Annotated in this window: 1 protein-coding gene; it reads left to right on the top strand. The window is 53.7% G+C overall.

Going from position 1 to position 21,788, the window contains the following annotated elements; genetic code table 11:
• Window positions 1-15: 15 nt before the first annotated feature.
• Entirely contained in the window at window positions 16-21,786 is a 21,771-nt protein-coding gene (locus P6910_RS01510) for a VCBS domain-containing protein (protein WP_317144526.1), read from the top strand.
• Window positions 21,787-21,788: the final 2 nt, after the last annotated feature.

The raw sequence follows: 21,788 nt of genomic DNA, 5'->3' as shown, positions 1-21,788 counted from the left end.
CTTCAGGAAGCGAATATGCTGTCGAACTCGGATGGTTCCAAGCCTGTAATCGGCCACGTTCAAAAAACCGATGGTTATGTATTTGCCATCGCCCCTGATGGCAGCAAACGCGCTCTTCAGGAAGGGGATCCCCTCTATCTCAATGACACAGTAGTCTCTGAATCCAGCAGCCCTGTCTATATTCTTCTTGTTAATAGCGAAGTCATTGAGCTGGGGGGGCAGTCTCAGCTTGTTATGCTGCAGAATATGCTTCTACCTGAATCGTCATCTGATATTGATGACCCATCAGAAGCGGAAGAAATACTGGATGCTATTGCAGAAAGGGCAGATTCTGCCGCAGTTGCCCCTATTGAAGTTAACCCTGTTGAAGTTTCTGAAATTGCTTCATCAGACGAACCTGAAAGTTCCTCTCAAGACCCCAGCCCGGAAGCAAGCAATGGCTTATCCGGTGAAGCCGTTGTTCTGGAGAGAGATGCTACAGAATTAGAAGAACAAAAAGCGATTGAGCCGCTATCGGAATCATCAGAAGAAATTAAACAACCGCTTGAATCCATCCAACCACTGCTTGCACCCGAAAAGAACAATGAAGAATTAGCCAGCTCCTCTCCTGTCAATTATGCGCCCACTGCTCAAAACATGATTATGGGAAGCAGTGAGAGCGCGACAGAGCTTGAAGGCAAGCTTCAGGCCTTCGACGCCAACACCGGAGAAGCTCTGAAATTCAGTCTGGTCACGACTCCTGACTCAGGACAGTTGATACTCAATGACGATGGCAGCTTTCGCTTCCTGCCCGGGAGTGACTTCGATTACCTTGCAGCAGGTGAGCAAACGGTTGTTACTTTTATCTTTGAAGCCATGGACAGCAACGGTGCCAGTTCAAGGGCTTCTGTCGATATCACCATCACAGGTGACAACAACGAAGGCGACAAGGATACCCCGGAAACTGCGAAGACAGTATTAGCCCAGATTGTTCAGAGCGATGAAGAAACGACCATCGATCTGCTATCCCAGGCTTTTGACAAGGATCCTGACGCCCTGTCGGTGACTCAGTTACGCCTGACTGAGGGCAATGAGGCCGGTGTCAGTATTGGTCTGGACGGCAACAGCCTCAGTATTGACCCCGAAGCCTATAAATATTTGGCTGCTGGCGAAACAGAAACCCTGACCTACGAATACCTGGTCACGAATTCCCGGGGGGAGTCCGTTTTAGAGTCTGTCACTATTACGCTCTCTGGCAACAATGATCAGCCTCAGGTAAGGGAAGCCGTCGTTCAGACTTTCGATAAGAACAGCGATGACTTTAACGTTGACCTCCTGGCGGGTGCGTTCGATCTGGATTCATCAGACAACCTGAATGCCGTCTCTCTCAGGATAACAGCGGGGGATCCTTCAGGTATTACTATCGCTGACGATGGCAACAGTCTTGATGTGGATGCTTCTGCTTATGGACATCTGGCTGCGGGCGAATCTGAAGTCATCGAGTACAGCTATGAAATAGAGGATGGGCAGGGTGGCGTTGTCAGCCAAAGTGCGTCCATTACCATTGAGGGCATCAATGATAATCCGGAAGATATTGAACTCTCTGGTACCCGCATTGATGAAAATCAGGATGGTGCGGTTGTGGGTACTTTGTCTACCACAGACAAAGACCTTTCTGATAATCACACCTACACTGTCGATGACCATCGCTTTGAAGTAGTTGACGGCGATCTCAAACTGAAAGAGGGCATAGCCCTTGATCACGAAACTGACGAATCCATCGATATTGAGGTGACCACAACCGATGCTGATGGTGCCGCCTATTCAGAGAGCTTTACCCTTGAAGTCAGTGACATCAACGAAGCACCCGTCTCTTCGGACAGCTCGACCACCATTGATGAAGACAGCCTCTATCGCTTTACCCTGAATGACTTCCCCTACAGTGACCAGGACGACAGTGACACGCTGGCAGCGGTAGTCATTGAGACTCTTCCAGCCAGTGGATCACTGGAACTCAATGGCACTCAGATATCCAAAGGTGACACCATCAGTCGGGCTGACATTGCCGCGGGCTCACTGACCTTCCTTCCAGAGGCCAATCAAAGTGCAGACAACTACACCTACTTCAACTTTCGGGTAAGCGGTGGTGCCCTGTCTTCTGATATCCAAACTTTCTCGATCAGTGTTGATCCGTTAGACGATGCTCCCGTTGCGGGGAATGTTGATCTGGGATCAACCCCGGAAGATACCTCCTACGTCATCAAGGCTTCTGACCTTCTGGCTTCAGCCAGTGATGTTGATGGGGATAGCCTGACTATTCAATCCGTCACCCTGGCCGACCCTGCCACAGGTAGTCTGGCGGACAATCATGACGGCACCTGGAGCTACACACCCACTGCCCATTACTTCGCTGACGATGTTACTTTTAACTTCACTGTTTCTGATGGAACCTCAGGCGATGAAGCCACAGCATCAGCGACTCTTGACGTCATTTCTGTCAATGATGCGGCAGTGATTGCCGGAGTTGACACCGGCGCCGTCACGGAAGACGATAACGCCACTTTAACCACCAGCGGCAACCTGACCGTTACAGATGTTGATGCCAACGAAGCTGTTTTTCAGGCTGAAATACTTTCAGGAAACCATGGACAGTTATCCATTAACGCTGATGGCAGCTGGACTTACAGCGCTGATAACAGTCAGAGCGCCATTCAGACATTGGAAGACGGCGACTCACTAACAGACAGTTTCTCGGTGCAGACTGCGGATGGTACGCAGCATATTGTCACTGCCACTATTCATGGCACCAATGATGCGCCATTAGTCACCGCAGGTGGCGCTCTTGCCTACACTAAAAACGACGGTGATCAAGTAATAGACAGTAATATCACTCTTTCAGATATTGACTCTGTCACATTAGAGAGCGCCACGATCACGATCAGCAACAATTTCGTGCCAGCTGAAGACAGTCTGGCTTTCACCAATCACAACGGGATTTCCGGAAGCTGGGACTCATCAACCGGTACCATGACGCTCTCTGGAACCGCAACGGTCGCGCAGTATCAGGCAGCACTGAGAACAGTCACCTACTCAAACAGTTCCGGCTCACCCTTTACCGCTGATCGTACCGTCAGCTTCAGTGTTGATGACGGTCATAACAGCAGTCAGATAGTCACCAGCACCATCATAGCCACTGCCGTTAATAATGCTCCGGTTACGGCAGGTACCCTGGTGACGTCCGACGAAGATACACCTTATATCTTTAGTACATCCGACTTCACCTTCTCAGACCCGGATGCCGGACATACACTGCAAAGTATCAAAATCACTCAGTTGCCCCTGGCAGGTGAGTTGCTCTTTAATGGATCAGCTGTCACTGTGGGTATGGAAGTGACAAAAAATGAGCTGTTAGCAGGCCGGTTGAAATTTGAGCCGGCTCAAAACGAACATGGAAATCTTTACGCCTCATTTGAATTTCAGGTCAGTGATGGCCACCTCTTCTCATCTTCAGCGACTTTTGACTTCAGCATTACACCGGTCAACGATGATCCAACGGTTAGCTCTGCCATTGCGAAAAATTTTGTTGAAGACTCGGCTTCAGTCAACATTGACCTGCTTGAGTCTGCTGCAGACGTTGACACTGGTGATACCCTCTCGGTTACCCGGATAACCCTCTCATCTGGTGATGATTCTGGTATCACCGTCAATGGCAACACCCTTACCGTTGACCCCGGTGCCTATGACTATCTTCCCAACGGAGTGACTGAAACCATTGTCTACAGCTATGACATCGAAGACGGCAATGGTGGCTCAGTTTCCCAGACCGCCACTCTGGTTATCACCGGCACAAACGACAATGCAAATATAACAGGTCTTGATACGGCAACCGTCACTGAAGACAGTCATGCCAGTACCCTGACAACCTCAGGCTCCCTTACAGTCACTGATGCTGACCAGAATGAGGCCCGGTTTCAAGCTGAAACGCTGACCGCAACCCATGGTGATCTTGTTATTGATGCCAGCGGACAATGGACTTATACGGCTGACAACACACTTCTGGCGATCCAGAGTCTAGGTGACGGCGATACCTTAAGTGAAACCTTCACAGTCACTACAGCAGGTGGTGACAACCACAATGTAACTATTACTATCGTCGGCACAAACGATGGCCCCATCATTAGCGGTGTCACCGATGTAGCTGGCGCAGTCAGTGAAATTGCGGACGGTGGGGCAGGTGAGAACAGCAACACCCTGACCGACACCGGTTCTTTCACCATCGCCGATGTGGATCTTTCAGATCAGCAGAACGTCAGCGTCACTGCAGCGGCCAACGGCTATCTGGGCAGCTTGACGGCCACCGTCGCCGACGACACCCAGGGCGACGGCAGTGGCCGCATCGACTGGAGCTTCAGTGTTGACGATGCTGATGTGGATTACCTGAGCGCCGGTCAAACCCTGACCCAGACCTACACCGTCACCGTTGACGACGGCGAGGGCGGTACGGTCGATCAGCAGGTAACGATCACCATCACGGGCACCAATGATGCAGCGGTCATCACGGGCGATGACAGCGGCAGCGTCACTGAGGACGCCGGCAACACCCTGACCACCTCAGGCACGCTGAGTGTCACCGATGCCGATGGCGGCGAAGCCAGTTTCACCGCAGAGACCATCACCGGCAGCTACGGTTCACTGGCCATAAATGCCAGTGGTAGCTGGAGCTATTCGGCCAGTAACAGCCATGCCGACATTCAGGCCCTGGGCGATGGTGACACCCTGACCGAGACCGTGACGGTGAGGTCCCTGGATGGCACGACCCACAATATTGTCATTACCATTAACGGCAGCAATGACGGTCCGGTTATTGATGCGGGTGTCGCCAATCAGTCTGCAACTGAAGAACAGGCATTCAGCTACCAGATACCTTCAAACGCTTTTTCCGACATAGAAGGTGACAACCTGACTTATTCCGCCACACTGAGTGATGGCAGTCCCTTACCCGCCTGGCTGGCTTTCGATGCCGCAACCCGAACCTTCAGCGGAACACCTGACGATCCTGATGTTGGCAATCTGTCAGTCAAGATTTCCGTTTCGGATGGTTCAGCAACAACGGATGTGTCCTGGTCATTGGATGTCATCGCCGTCAACGATGCCCCTGAATTATCGGGCAGCCCTCTCATCGGCGAAATTGAGGCAGCCTACAGTTTCTCAAACAACACGGACCAATCAGGTAACGGTAACAACCTGACCCTCAGTGGCAGTGCCGCATTGAGCAGCGGACGTAACGGTGGTCAGGCCTTTGAAATGGATGGCAGCTCCGGCAGTGGCGAAATTTCAGGGCTAGAAGTGGGTGGCGCCATGACCATTTCTGCCTGGGTGAAATACGACAGCCTGAGCCAGAACTGGTCCAGGATAGTGGACTTTGCTGATGGTGCTGCCAACAACAATATTCTCCTTGCCCATGTTGGCACCAGTAGCACACTGGCGTTTGAAATCTTTGATGGAGGCTCTCTGGAAGGACAGCTGCATATCAACAACTTCTTTGCCGCGGGCGAATGGGTTCATGTGACCGCTACTGTTGATGATAATGGGGTAATGCGGGTCTATAAAAATGGTGAGCTGGCCGGGGAGAATCTCAACGGGGCTGCGCCTCCGGAGATGGTCAGATCAGGCAACTATATCGGTAAAAGTCACTGGAATGATGGCGATCTGGACGGTTCAATAGGCGATCTGGCTATTTTCAACACGGACCTGGGCGCTCATCAGGTCAAAGCCGTCTATCAAGCTGATTCCGTAGAAAATCTCGTCAGCGATGCCTTCCACTTAGTCGAGCAGAGTGCTAACGGCACTGTCCTGGGTTCAGTAGCGGCAACGGACGTTGATAGTGCCAGTAATCAGCTGACTTACTCATTGACGAACGATGCCGGTGGCCGCTTCACCATCAACAGTGCAACCGGTGAAATTTCCGTGGCTGACAGCACTCAGCTGGATCATGACAGTAACGCATCTCACACCATCAGGGTGCAGGTGAGTGATGGCCAGCTCAGCAGTACTCGCGACTATACGGTTTATGTCAACAGCAGCACGCTGTCCACCAATGAGGATACAAGCTATACCCTGACTCTGACCGACCTGAGTAGCAGCGACCAGGAAGCGGATGCAATGACCCAAATCAAGGTATCCACTTTACCTGACGAGGGAACCCTGAAGCTCAATGGCGTTGTTGTGACGGCAAATCAGGTCATCAGCAAAGCGGATATTGAAGCAGACCTGCTGGTATTTGAGCCAGACAGTGACGAGGCCGGTGATAACTACACGTCTTTCGGCTTTCAGGTATACGACGGCAGTAGCTATTCTGGTGAACACACCCGGACATTTGATGTTGCCGCGGTTAATGATGCCCCCACTATCAGCAGTGCCACTGATGTAACTGGCGCCGTGACCGAAATCGTCGATGGCGGTGCAGGTGAGAACAGCAACACCCTGACTGACACCGGCTCGTTCACCATCGCCGATGCAGATCTTGCAGACCAGCAGAGCGTCAGTGTCAGTGCCGGGGCCAATGGTTACCTGGGCAGCCTGACCGCCAGCGTAGCGGATGATACACAGGGCGATGGCAGTGGTCGCATCGACTGGAGCTTCAGTGTTGACGATGCTGATGTGGATTACCTGAGCGCCGGTCAAACCCTGACCCAGACCTACACCGTCAGCGTCGACGATGGCGAGGGCGGTACGGTCGATCAGCAGGTAACGATCACCATCACGGGCACCAACGACGCGGCGGTCATCACAGGCGATGACAGTGGCAGCGTCACTGAGGACGCCGGCAACACCCTGACCACCTCGGGCACCCTGAGTGTCACCGATGCCGATGGCGGCGAAGCCAGTTTCACTGCAGAGACCATCACCGGCAGCTACGGTTCACTGGCCATTAATGGCAATGGTAGCTGGAGCTATTCGGCCAGTAACAGCCATGCCGACATTCAGGCCCTGGGCGATGGCGACACCCTGACCGAGACCCTGACGGTTCAGTCTCTGGACGGCACGACCCATGATATTGACATTACCATTAACGGCACCAACGATGCACCGACTGCTGCAAACAACAACCTGAGCCTCAGCGAGGCGGGGCAGCATACCTTTTCCCATGCTGAGTTCGGGTTCAGCGATGTAGATTCAGGGGATAGTCTGGCTTCCATTACTCTGACATCCCTGCCCGCCACTGGGAGCCTGACGTTGAACGGCAGCGCTGTCACCATCAACCAGGTCGTCAGTGCCAGTGATATTCCCAACCTGGTTTTTACCGCCGATGCCAGCATCAATGGTAGCCACCACGGCAGTCTGGGCTTCAAGGTGAGTGATGGTACACAGCAGAGCAGTGCCTATACCATTGACTTCTATACACCGCCCAAAATTGATTTGGTGGTGCTCGATGGCAGTTTCCAGCCGGTGATCACCGGTACCGGTCAGCCGGATGCCACCCTGAACTTTACCATTAACAGTAACAGCTACAGTGCAACGGTTGGCAGTGATGGTCACTGGAGCTTTACGCCCTCACTGACACTGAACGACGGTGATCCACTGAATATCAGTGTTACCTCGACGGAAACGGGTGGTATTGCCAGTGCAGCAACCACTTACAGTGCGGATATAAGCCTGGGAGATGCCCAGGATAATACCGTGGCGGGCGGCAGTGGTATTGACCTTATCCATGGTGGAGCAGGCGCTGATGTTCTGACCGGTGGCGAAGGCAATGACTTGTTAAAGGGGGGAAGTGGACAGGACCGGCTGGTCTGGGAGGCTGGCGATGAAGGTACTGCCGGATCTCCGGCGGTTGATCACGTTGCGGATTTTGCTGTCGGTGCCGGTGGCGATATTCTCGATTTGCACGCTCTGCTCAGGGGTGAGGAAAATACGACGGCGGATCAGTTTATCCAGTTCCGCACAGAAGGCAGCAATACCGTTATTGATGTCAGCGTCGTTGCCGGTGGTGATGTGGTGCAGCAGATTGTGCTGGAAAACACCGACCTGTCGCCCTTGGGGAATACGGATCAGGAAATTATTGATCAGCTACAAAGTGATGGTCAGTTGATCCTGACCCGAGCCCTCGCCATTGACACCGTGATGGGCGACAATCGGATCAGTGCTGCTGAAAAAGGCGCTGTTCTGGTCTCCGGTGTCGGCGAACCAGGCGCTGAAGTCACGGTAACCCTTAGGAATTCACAGCTGACCGATCCGTCATCCAGGAAAGCATCAATACCTCAGCCTCAGGAAAACTGGGCATTTGATGGTGATTTATCCGGCTCTTCATCCCTTACCTTTACTGGTGGTTCACCCAGCTATACAAATGGTCCTGTTTCAGGGGCTCAAGCGATTCATCTGGATGGTATTGATGACCAGCTCACTGCGCCCATAGATGTATCGGAAAACGAATATGCTGTCTCATTCTGGTTTAAGACAACGGATAATTCAGGCGGGCTGTTTGCCGTAAAAGACAGTCTCGACGAGGACCGGTCGCTTTATATCGAGAATGGTCAGATCAAATTTAATGTTTATGACGGTGGTTATGAACATTTGACCACCACAGAGACTTACAACGATGGTGAATGGCACCATATTACCCACACCTTTGGTGGCGATGCTGGTGTTCAAAAATTATATATTGACGGCGAAGAGGTTCTCTCTGGCTCATTTTCAAGTTCATCGTTCAGTTGGCAGTCCAGCATCACTATCGGCAAGTCCGATAGATACGGTGAGGATTTTCTTGAGGGTGACATTGCCGGGCTGGAGATATTTAACAAGGGCCTGACGGCCTACGAAGTTGAGTCAATCTATAACACGGTGACAGAAACCGTGACTGTCGATGCCGATGGCAACTGGAGTCTGGCGGGTAACGAAGTTGATGTGAGCACCCTGTCGGATGGTGACCTTGAGCTCACCGTCACCCAAACCGACAGCGCTAATAACGTCACGGCGGCTTCGTCGACAATTACACTCGCCGGCAACAACGCGGCGGTGATAAGCGGTACCGACACCGGTAATGTCACTGAGGATGCCGCCGCCGTCAACCTGACCGTCTCCGGCACCCTGACCATCACCGATGCCGACATCGGCGAGGCCAGCTTTACCGCCGGGAGTACGACCGGCACCTACGGTTCGTTAACCATCAACACCAGTGGCAGCTGGACCTACACCGCCGACAACACCCTGACAGCGATACAGGCTCTCGGTGATGGCGACACCCTGACCGAGACTATCACCGTCAGCGCACTGGACGGCACTCCCCAGAATGTAGTGATTACTATCACTGGCACCAACGATGCTCCCACCATCAGCGGTGTCACCGATGTAGTTGGCACAGTCACCGAGATTGTCGACGGCGGGGCAGGCGAGAACAGTAACACGCTGACCGACACTGGCTCCTTCACCATCGCCGATGTGGATCTTTCAGATCAGCAGAACGTCAGCGTCACTGCAGCAGCCAATGGCTATCTGGGCAGCTTGACGGCCATCGTCGCCGACGACACCCAGGGCGACGGCAGTGGCCGCATCGACTGGAGCTTCAGTGTTGACGATGCTGATGTGGATTACCTGAGCGCCGGTCAAACCCTGACCCAGACCTACACCGTCACCGTTGACGACGGCGAGGGCGGTACGGTCGATCAGCAGGTAACGATCACCATCACGGGCACCAATGATGCGGCGGTCATCACGGGCGATGACAGTGGCAGCGTCACTGAGGACGCCGGCAACACCCTGACCACCTCAGGCACCCTGAGTGTCACCGATGGGGACAGCGGCGAAGCCAGTTTCACCGCAGAGACCATCGTCGGCAGCTATGGTTCACTGGCCATAAATGCCAATGGTAGCTGGAGCTATTCGGCCAGTAACAGCCATGCCGACATTCAGGCCCTGGGCGATGGTGACACCCTGACCGAGACTGTGACGGTGAGGTCTCTGGATGGCACGACCCACAATATTGTCATTACCATTAACGGCAGCAATGACGGTCCGGTTATTGATGCGGGTGTCGCCAATCAGTCTGCAACTGAAGAACAGGCATTCAGCTACCAGATACCTTCAAACGCTTTTTCCGACATAGAAGGTGACAACCTGAGTTACTCCGCCACACTGAGTGATGGCAGTCCCTTACCCGCCTGGCTGACTTTCGATGCCGCAACCCGAACCTTCAGCGGAACACCTGACGATCCTGATGTTGGCAATCTGTCAGTCAAGATTTCCGTTTCGGATGGTTCAGCAACAACGGATGTGTCCTGGTCATTGGATGTCATCGCCGTCAACGATGCCCCTGAATTATCGGGCAGCCCTCTCATCGGCGAAATTGAGGCAGCCTACAGTTTCTCAAACAACACGGACCAATCAGGTAACGGTAACGACCTGACCCTCAGTGGCAGTGCCGCATTGAGCAGCGGACGTAACGGTGGTCAGGCCTTTGAAATGGATGGCAGCTCCGGCAGTGGCGAAATCTCAGGGCTAGAAGTGGGTGGCGCCATGACCATTTCTGCCTGGGTGAAATACGACAGCCTGAGCCAGAACTGGTCCAGGATAGTGGACTTTGCTGATGGTGCTGCCAACAACAATATTCTCCTTGCCCATGTTGGCACCAGTAGCACACTGGCGTTTGAAATCTTTGATGGTGGCTCTCTGGAAGGACAGCTGCATATCAACAACTTTTTTACCGCGGGCGAGTGGGTTCATGTGACCGCTACTGTTGATGATAATGGGGTAATGCGGGTCTATAAAAATGGTGAGCTGGCCGGGGAGAATCTCAACGGGGCTGCGCCTCCGGAGATGGTCAGATCAGGCAACTATATCGGTAAAAGTCACTGGAATGATGGCGATCTGGACGGTTCAATAGGCGATCTGGCTATTTTCAACACAGACCTGGGCGCTCACCAGGTCAAAGCCGTCTATCAAGCTGACTCCGTAGAAAATCTCGTCAGCGATGCCTTCCACTTAGTCGAGCAGAGTGCTAACGGCACTGTCCTGGGTTCAGTAGCGGCAACGGACGTTGATAGTGCCAGTAATCAGCTGACTTACTCATTGACCAACGATGCCGGTGGCCGTTTCACCATTAACAGTGCAACCGGTGAAATTTCCGTGGCTGACAGCACTCAGTTGAATCATGACAGCAACGCTTCTCACACCATCAGGGTGCAGGTGAGTGATGGCCAGCTCAGCAGCACACGCGACTATACGGTTTATGTCAACAGCAGCACGATGTCCACCAATGAGGATACAAGCTATACCCTGACTCTGACCGACCTGAGTAGCAGCGACCAGGAAGCGGATGCAATGACCCAAATCAAGGTATCCACTTTACCTGACGAGGGAACCCTGAAGCTCAATGGCGTTGTTGTGACGGCAAATCAGGTCATCAGCAAAGCGGATATTGAAGCAGACCTGCTGGTATTTGAGCCAGACAGTGACGAGGCCGGAGATAACTATACGTCTTTCGGCTTTCAGGTATACGACGGCAGTAGCTATTCTGGTGAACACACCCGGACATTTGATGTTGCCGCAGTGAATGATGCCCCCACCATCAGCAGTGCCACTGATGTAACTGGCGCCGTGACCGAAATCGTCGATGGCGGAGCAGGTGAGAACAGCAACACTCTGACCGATGCCGGTTCTTTCACCATCGCTGATGTGGATCTTTCAGATCAGCAGAACGTCAGCGTCACTGCAGCGGCCAACGGCTATCTGGGCAGCCTGACCGCCAGCGTAGCGGATGATACACAGGGCGATGGCAGTGGCCGCATCGACTGGAGCTTCAGTGTTGACGATGCTGATGTGGATTACCTGAGCGCCGGTCAAACCCTGACCCAGACCTACACCGTCACCGTCGACGATGGCGAGGGCGGTACGGTCGATCAGCAGGTAACGATCACCATCACGGGCACCAACGACGCGGCGGTCATCACAGGCGATGACAGTGGCAGCGTCACTGAGGACGCCGGCAACACCCTGACCACCTCCGGCACCCTGAGTGTCACCGATGCCGATGGCGGCGAAGCCAGTTTCACTGCAGAGACCATCACCGGCAGCTACGGTTCACTGGCCATTAATGGCAATGGTAGCTGGAGCTATTCGGCCAGCAACAGCCATGCCGACATTCAGGCCCTGGGCGATGGCGACACCCTGACCGAGACCTTGACAGTAAAGTCTCTGGACGGCACCACCCACAATATCGTTATTACCTTTAACGGCACCAACGACGCCCCTGCCATCAGCAGTGCCACTGATGTCGCCGGAGCGGTAACCGAGATCCTTGACGGCGCCGCCGGGGAGAACAGCAACACCCTGACCGACACCGGTTCTTTCACCATCGCGGATGTGGATCTTTCAGATCAGCAGAACGTCAGCGTCACTGCAGCAGCCAATGGCTATCTGGGCAGCTTGACGGCCACCGTCGCCGATGACACCCAGGGCGACGGCAGTGGCCGCATCGACTGGAGCTTCAGTGTTGACGATGCTGATGTGGATTACCTGAGCGCCGGTCAAACCCTGACCCAGACCTACACCGTCACCGTCGACGATGGCGAGGGCGGTACGGTCGATCAGCAGGTAACGATCACCATCACGGGCACCAACGATGCGGCGGTCATTACAGGCGATAACAGTGGCAGCGTCACTGAGGACGCCGGCAACACCCTGACCACCTCCGGCACCCTGAGTGTCACCGATGCCGATGGCGGCGAAGCCAGTTTCACTGCAGAGACCATCACCGGCAGCTACGGTTCACTGGCCATTAATGCCAGTGGTAACTGGAGCTATTCGGCCAGCAACAGCCATGCCGACATTCAGGCCCTGGGCGATGGTGACACCCTGACCGAGACCTTGACAGTAAAGTCTCTGGACGGTACCACCCACAATATCGTTATTACCTTTAACGGCACCAACGACGCCCCTGCCATCAGTAGTGCCACTGATGTCGCCGGAGCGGTGACCGAGATCCTTGACGGCGCCGCCGGGGAGAACAGCAACACCCTGACCGACACCGGTTCTTTCACCATCGCGGATGTGGATCTTTCAGATCAGCAGAACGTCAGCGTCACTGCAGCAGCCAATGGCTATCTGGGCAGCTTGACGGCCACCGTCGCCGATGACACCCAGGGCGACGGCAGTGGCCGCATCGACTGGAGCTTCAGTGTTGACGATGCTGATGTGGATTACCTGAGCGCCGGTCAAACCCTGACCCAGACCTACACCGTCACCGTCGACGATGGCGAGGGCGCCACGGTCGATCAGCAGGTAACGATCACCATCACGGGCACCAACGACGCGGCGGTCATCACGGGCGATGACAGCGGCAGCGTCACTGAGGACGCCGGCAACACCCTGACCACCTCCGGCACCCTGAGTGTCACCGATGGTGACAGTGGTGAAGCCAGTTTCACCGCAGAGACCATCACCGGCAGCTACGGTTCACTGGCCATAAATGCCAGTGGTACCTGGAGCTATTCAGCCAGTAACAGCCATGCCGACATTCAGGCCTTGGGCGATGGTGACACCCTGACCGAGACATTGACGGTTCGGTCTCTGGACGGTACCACCCACAATATCGTTATTACCTTTAACGGCACCAACGACGCCCCTGCCATCAGCAGTGCCACTGATGTCGCCGGAGCGGTGACCGAGATCCTTGACGGCGCCGCCGGGGAGAACAGCAACACCCTGACCGACACTGGCTCCTTCACCATCGCCGATGTGGATCTTTCAGATCAGCAAAACGTCAGCGTCACTGCAGCAGCCAATGGCTATCTGGGCAGCTTGACCGCCAGCGTAGCGGATGATACACAGGGCGATGGCAGTGGCCGCATCGACTGGAGCTTCAGTGTTGACGATGCTGATGTGGATTACCTGAGCGCCGGTCAAACCCTCACCCAGACCTACACCGTCACCGTTGACGACGGCGAGGGCGGTACGGTCGATCAGCAGGTAACGATCACCATCACGGGCACCAACGACGCGGCGGTCATCACGGGCGATGACAGTGGCAGCGTCACTGAGGACGCCGGCAACACCCTGACCACCTCAGGCACCCTGAGTGTCACCGATGGGGACAGCGGCGAAGCCAGTTTCACCGCAGAGACCATCGTCGGCAGCTATGGTTCACTGGCCATAAATGCCAATGGTAGCTGGAGCTATTCGGCCAGTAACAGCCATGCCGACATTCAGGCCCTGGGCGATGGTGACACCCTGACCGAGACCGTGACGGTGAGGTCCCTGGATGGCACGACCCACAATATTGTCATTACCATTAACGGCAACAATGACGGTCCGGTTATTGATGCGGGTGTAACCAATCAGTCTGCAACTGAAGAACAGGCATTCAGCTACCAAATACCTTCAAACGCTTTTTCCGACATAGAAGGTGACAACCTGACTTACTCCGCCACACTGAGTGATGGCAGTCCCTTACCCGCCTGGCTGGCTTTCGATGCCGCAACCCGAACCTTCAGCGGAACACCTGACGATCCTGATGTTGGCAACCTGTCAGTCAAGATTTCCGTTTCGGATGGTTCAGCAACAACGGATGTGTCCTGGTCATTGGATGTCATCGCCGTCAACGATGCCCCTGAATTATCGGGCAGCCCTCTCATCGGCGAAATTGAGGCAGCCTACAGTTTCTCAAACAACACGGACCAATCAGGTAACGGTAACGACCTGACCCTCAGTGGCAGTGCCGCATTGAGCAGCGGACGTAACGGTGGTCAGGCCTTTGAAATGGATGGCAGCTCCGGCAGTGGTGAAATTTCAGGACTAGAAGTGGGTGGCGCCATGACCATTTCTGCCTGGGTGAAATACGACAGCCTGAGCCAGAACTGGTCCAGGATAGTGGACTTTGCTGATGGTGCTGCCAACAACAATATTCTCCTTGCCCATGTTGGCACCAGTAGCACACTGGCGTTTGAAATCTTTGATGGTGGCTCTCTGGAAGGACAGCTGCATATCAACAACTTCTTTACCGCGGGCGAATGGGTTCATGTGACCGCTACTGTTGATGATAATGGGGTAATGCGGGTCTATAAAAATGGTGAGCTGGCCGGGGAGAATCTCAACGGGGCTGCGCCTCCGGAGATGGTCAGATCAGGCAACTATATCGGTAAAAGTCACTGGAATGATGGCGATCTGGACGGTTCAATAGGCGATCTGGCTATTTTCAACACGGACCTGGGCGCTCATCAGGTCAAAGCCGTCTATCAAGCTGACTCCGTAGAAAATCTCGTCAGCGATGCCTTCCACTTAGTCGAGCAGAGTGCTAACGGCACTGTCCTGGGTTCAGTAGCGGCAACGGACGTTGATAGTGCCAGTAATCAGCTGACTTACTCATTGACGAACGATGCCGGTGGCCGCTTCACCATCAACAGTGCAACCGGTGAAATTTCCGTGGCTGACAGCACTCAGCTGGATCATGACAGCAACGCTTCTCACACCATCAGGGTGCAGGTGAGTGATGGCCAGCTCAGCAGTACTCGCGACTATACGGTTTATGTCAACAGCAGCACGCTGTCCACCAATGAGGATACAAACTATACCCTGACTCTGACCGACCTGAGTAGCAGCGACCAGGAAGCGGATGCAATGACCCAAATCAAGGTATCCACTTTACCTGACGAGGGAACCCTGAAGCTCAATGGCGTTGTTGTGACGGCAAATCAGGTCATCAGCAAAGCGGATATTGAAGCAGACCTGCTGGTATTTGAGCCAGACAGTGACGAGGCCGGCGATAACTACACGTCTTTCGGCTTTCAGGTATACGACGGCAGTAGCTATTCTGGTGAGCACACCCGGACATTTGATGTTGCCGCAGTGAATGATGCCCCCACCATCAGCAGTGCCAATGATGTAACTGGCGCCGTGACCGAAATCGTCGATGGCGGAGCAGGTGAGAACAGCAACACTCTGACCGATACCGGTTCTTTCACCATCGCTGATGTGGATCTTTCAGATCAGCAGAACGTCAGCGTCACTGCAGCGGCCAACGGCTATCTGGGCAGCCTGACCGCCAGCGTAGCGGATGATACACAGGGCGATGGCAGTGGCCGCATCGACTGGAGCTTCAGTGTTGACGATGCTGATGTGGATTACCTGAGCGCCGGTCAAACCCTGACCCAGACCTACACCGTCACCGTCGACGATGGCGAGGGCGGTACGGTCGATCAGCAGGTAACGATCACCATCACGGGCACCAACGACGCGGCGGTCATCACAGGCGATGACAGTGGCAGCGTCACTGAGGACGCCGGCAACACCCTGACCACCTCCGGCACCCTGAGTGTCACCGATGCCGATGGCGGCGAAGCCAGTTTCACTGCAGAGACCATCACCGGCAGCTACGGTTCACTGGCCATTAATGGCAATGGTAGCTGGAGCTATTCGGCCAGCAACAGCCATGCCGACATTCAGGCCCTGGGCGATGGCGACACCCTGACCGAGACCTTGACAGTAAAGTCTCTGGACGGCACCACCCACAATATCGTTATTACCTTTAACGGCACCAACGACGCCCCTGCCATCAGCAGTGCCACTGATGTCGCCGGAGCGGTAACCGAGATCCTTGACGGCGCCGCCGGGGAGAACAGCAACACCCTGACCGACACCGGTTCTTTCACCATCGCGGATGTGGATCTTTCAGATCAGCAGAACGTCAGCGTCACTGCAGCAGCCAATGGCTATCTGGGCAGCTTGACGGCCACCGTCGCCGATGACACCCAGGGCGACGGCAGTGGCCGCATCGACTGGAGCTTCAGTGTTGACGATGCTGATGTGGATTACCTGAGCGCCGGTCAAACCCTGACCCAGACCTACACCGTCACCGTCGACGATGGCGAGGGCGGTACGGTCGATCAGCAGGTAACGATCACCATCACGGGCACCAACGATGCGGCGGTCATTACAGGCGATAACAGTGGCAGCGTCACTGAGGACGCCGGCAACACCCTGACCACCTCCGGCACCCTGAGTGTCACCGATGCCGATGGCGGCGAAGCCAGTTTCACTGCAGAGACCATCACCGGCAGCTACGGTTCACTGGCCATTAATGCCAGTGGTAACTGGAGCTATTCGGCCAGCAACAGCCATGCCGACATTCAGGCCCTGGGCGATGGTGACACCCTGACCGAGACCTTGACAGTAAAGTCTCTGGACGGTACCACCCACAATATCGTTATTACCTTTAACGGCACCAACGACGGTCCGACTATTGATGCGGGGATGGCCGATCAGTCTGCAACCGAAGAACAGGCATTCAGCTACCAGGTCCCTTCAAACGCTTTTGCCGACATAGACGGTGACAACCTGACTTATTCCGCCACACTGAGTGATGGCAGTCCGTTACCCGCATGGCTGTCATTCGATCCAGCCAATAGCACTTTTTCCGGAACACCCGATGACCCGGATCTTGGACAAATCATCGTCAAAGTGACTGCCAGCGACGGGGTCCTCAGTGTTTCAGACCAATTCAAGATTAATGTTGCGGCGGTTAATGATGCACCCATTGCACCTGCGGCCGAAGTTGAAAAAATAGATTTTGTCTGGGGTGGAGCGTCCATTACCAACAAGTCTGCTGATTCTCTTAATTTGCCGAATGGCTTCGAGCTGGGTGACTCTGTCTGGTTGACCAAAACAGACGGAAGTCACGGCAAAGGGGTCAAAGTCCAGATCTCCGAGAATCAGGACGGTACTCTCAACTTCAAAGCCATTGAAGCCAAATACACCGACCTGGTCACCTGGAACAGCCTCAGTAGCGCACAGCAAGCTAGCTACTTTGAAACAGCCGGTACAGCGACATCCGTAGCGTCGTCCAACAGTGATACTGGCTATGGCATCAGTGACATAGCCGTGAACAGTGGTAGTGCTGTCTCCGGATTCCTGGATTCTGCCACGGGCAAAAACGTTGATCCTTTCTCTTCCGTTGAAAACAGCTCAAATGGAACCGTAGTGGGCTCTGTCACAGCAACCGACGTAGAAGGTGATAACCTGGTATACAGCCTGACTGATGATGCAGGCGGCCGATTTGCTATCAATAGCGCTAGCGGGCAGATTACTGTTGCCGACGGCAGTCTGCTGGATTATGAAACATCCAGCAGCCACGCCATTACCGTTGAGGTCAGTGACGGTCAACTAACGTCACAACAGAACTACACCATACAGCTCAGCGATACAAATGATGCTCCGGAACTGGTTGGAAGCCTTAATAATCAGACTGTGGCGGAAGAATCTGCTTTCAGTTACACCACACCGGCCAATGCCTTTTCCGATGATGATGGCGACGTACTGACCTACAGTGCCAGCCTGGCCAATGGCAATCCTCTGCCCGCCTGGCTGACTTTCGATGCCGCAACCCGAACCTTCAGCGGAACACCTGACGATCCTGATGTTGGCAACCTGTCAATCAAGATTTCGGTTTCGGATGGTTTTGAGACGACGGATGTTTACTGGTCATTGGATGTCACCGCTGTCAACGATGCCCCTGAATTATCGGGCAGCCCTCTCATCGACGGAATTGAGGCAGCCTACAGTTTCTCAGATAACACAGACCTATCAGGTAACGGTAACGACCTGACTCTTAGTGGCAGTGCCGCATTGAGCAGCGGACGTAACGGTGGTCAGGCCTTTGAAATGGATGGCAGCTCCGGCAGTGGTGAAATCTCAGGGCTAGAAGTGGGTGGCGCCATGACCATTTCTGCCTGGGTGAAATACGACAGCCTGAGCCAGAACTGGTCCAGGATAGTGGACTTTGCTGATGGTGCTGCCAACAACAATATTCTCCTTGCCCATGTTGGCACCAGTAGCACACTGGCGTTTGAAATCTTTGATGGTGGCTCTCTGGAAGGACAGCTCCATATCAACAACTTCTTTACCGCGGGCGAGTGGGTTCATGTGACCGCTACTGTTGATGATAATGGGGTAATGCGGGTCTATAAAAATGGTGAGCTGGCCGGGGAGAATCTCAACGGGGCTGCGCCTCCGGAGATGGTCAGATCAGGCAACTATATCGGTAAAAGTCACTGGAATGATGGCGATCTGGACGGTTCAATAGGCGATCTGGCTATTTTCAACACGGACCTGGGCGCTCATCAGGTCAAAGCCGTCTATCAAGCTGACTCCGTAGAAAATCTCGTCAGCGATGCCTTCCACTTAGTCGAGCAGAGTGCCAACGGCACTGTCCTGGGTTCAGTAGCGGCAACGGACGTTGATAGTGCCAGTAATCAGCTGACTTACTCATTGACCAACGATGCCGGTGGCCGCTTCACCATCAACAGTGCAACCGGTGAAATTTCCGTGGCTGACAGCACTCAGCTGGATCATGACAGCAACGCTTCTCACACCATTAGGGTGCAGGTGAGTGATGGCCAGCTCAGCAGTACTCGCGACTATACGGTTTATGTCAACAGCAGCACGCTGTCTACCAATGAGGATACAAACTATACCCTGACTCTGACCGACCTGAGTAGCAGCGACCAGGAAGCGGATGCAATGACCCAAATCAAGGTATCCACTTTACCTGACGAGGGAACCCTGAAGCTCAATGGCGTTGTTGTGACGGCAAATCAGGTCATCAGCAAAGCGGATATTGAAGCAGGCCTTCTTATATTTGAGCCAGACAGTAACGAAGCCGGTGATAACTACACGTCTATCGGCTTTAAGGTACACGACGGTAGTAGTTATTCTGGTGAGCACACCCGGACATTTGATGTTACAGCGGTGGCGGACAGCGTCACTATGAATAATATCAGCTCTGAAGTATTGAATAGTACCTTTGATGGCAACAACACTGATGGCTGGCAGCGAACCAACCCTCATGGCATCAGCCATTCATTGGTTAAGAATAATCGGCTTAATAACTATTATTCAACTGAGAGCTATAGAAACATTGATACCAGTGACAGCTCTGTTCAGACGTACGAATTAACCTTCATTCTTCACCATGAGAGAAATCTACACAATACCACCAACATCAGGGTGAAATGGAATGGACAGACAGTCGCAACCTACACGGAAGCTCCCGGTTCAGGTACCCATACATCGACCAAAACCATCCTGTTAAACGCAACGGGTAATCCCACTACAGAGCTGCGATTCGACGAAGATCTCAATATATTCTATCTGGACAATATCCGGATCACCAAAGTGCGTGCTACGGATGAGGATAACGCTTTCATTCTGCCGGATCTCGGCATCACCCAGGTCGACACCGACGGTTCTGAAACGTTGACCGTTTCTGCAGATGGTGTGCCAGCCGGAGCAGTGCTCACTGATGGCAGCCACTCGATAACAGCAGATGGCACCGCTGTCGACATTTCCGGCTGGGACTACGCTAACCTGCAGATAACACCACCGGCAAACAGCACAGATACCATGAATCTGACGTTCACAGCCACCACGACAGAAAGTAACGGTGAGAGTTCGTCTGTCAGTGAAACCCTGTCCATCAGGGTCAACTCGATAGACGACAAGCCGGTATCATCAGACAACAGCCTTTTATTAAAACAGACGGACAGTTACACATTCAGTAGCGAAGATTTCAGCTTCATCGATGGTGATGCCGGTGACACCCTGCAATCCATTACCATCACCTCTCTGCCTGCTTCCGGCGCTTTAACGCTGAATGGTGCTGCCGTGACAGCCAATCAGGTTATTACCGCAGCAGACCTTGGCAATCTGACCTACACCGCTCCAGCCACTGATCCGGATGTTGGCACCAGCTTTGGTTTTACGGTAAGCGACGGCAGTCTTTCCAGTGATCCACAGACATTTACTCTTAATGTCAGAGGTGCCTACTCTGATAACCTCCTGACCAATGGCAGTGGCCAAAATTTCACCGCTGACTGGAACATTATTGAAAACGGTGCTGATGGCTGGGCTACAACAGTCACCAGCCATGATGGCGACAATAAGGCTTGGATTACGTCCAGCGCCTGGGCTAAAAAATCACAAACGGTAGACCTTCTGGCTGAAGGCTTTAGCGAAAAGTATCTGGATTCTGCTCCCGAAATCAGTGTCAGTGACTGGTTTAGAGATACCTTACACAACGATCAATATTACCTGAAAGTTGAGTTGCGCGATGCCAGCCATAATGTCATTGCCTCCTACGACACTGGTGTATTGACCGCAAACGATAACTGGCAGGAAGCTACTAATAATTTCAGTAATTATGGTGCCGGTGCCCGTTATGTTTATTTTGAACACGGTGGTAAAAGTAGCGAACAGTGGTCTGGCCACTTCGGGACTGTCATTGATAACTCGAAAGTGACTATAAAGGTTGGTGATCTGGTGGGTACCAATTCCGGAGAAATTATTGATGGTACAGCGCAGTCCGACACTCTCAAAGGTGAAGGGGGTGCAGACACCCTTCTTGGTGATGCCGGGGACGACCTGATCTTTGGTGGTGATGGTGAAGACATCATCACAGGCGGAGCAGGCGATGACATTCTAACGGGGGGTAATGATAGCGATACCTTTGTCTGGCTCTCTTCTGACCTGGGATCAGTGGCTACTCCTGCCGAGGATGTCATCAAGGACTTTACCACAGGCTCCGGCGGAGACATTATCGATCTGAGTGATATTCTGGTGGATGATTCAATTTCTCTGGATCAATACCTGAACCTGAACTTCAGTAACGGCGACACCACCATCGAAGTGATGCCGGGCGCTGACGGCAGTGTGACCCAGAAGATCAAGCTGGAAGGCGTTGATCTCTCAAGCTACGGGGGAGGCAGCACCGAGGCGCAAATCCTGAACAACCTGCTCAACGACGGCAACCTTCAAATCGATTGATT

The sequence above is a fragment of the Endozoicomonas sp. 8E genome (genome assembly GCF_032883915.1).
Lineage (GTDB): Bacteria > Pseudomonadota > Gammaproteobacteria > Pseudomonadales > Endozoicomonadaceae > Endozoicomonas_A.
The sequence above is the reverse complement of the archived record's forward strand: the minus strand, read 5'-3'. Positions and strand labels throughout refer to the sequence as shown.

What these genes read in the sequence shown, in the direction of transcription:
- P6910_RS01510 (WP_317144526.1), top strand. Translation starts at nt 16, where the DNA reads ATGCTGTCGAACTCGGATGGTTCCAAGCCTGTAATCGGCCACGTTCAA.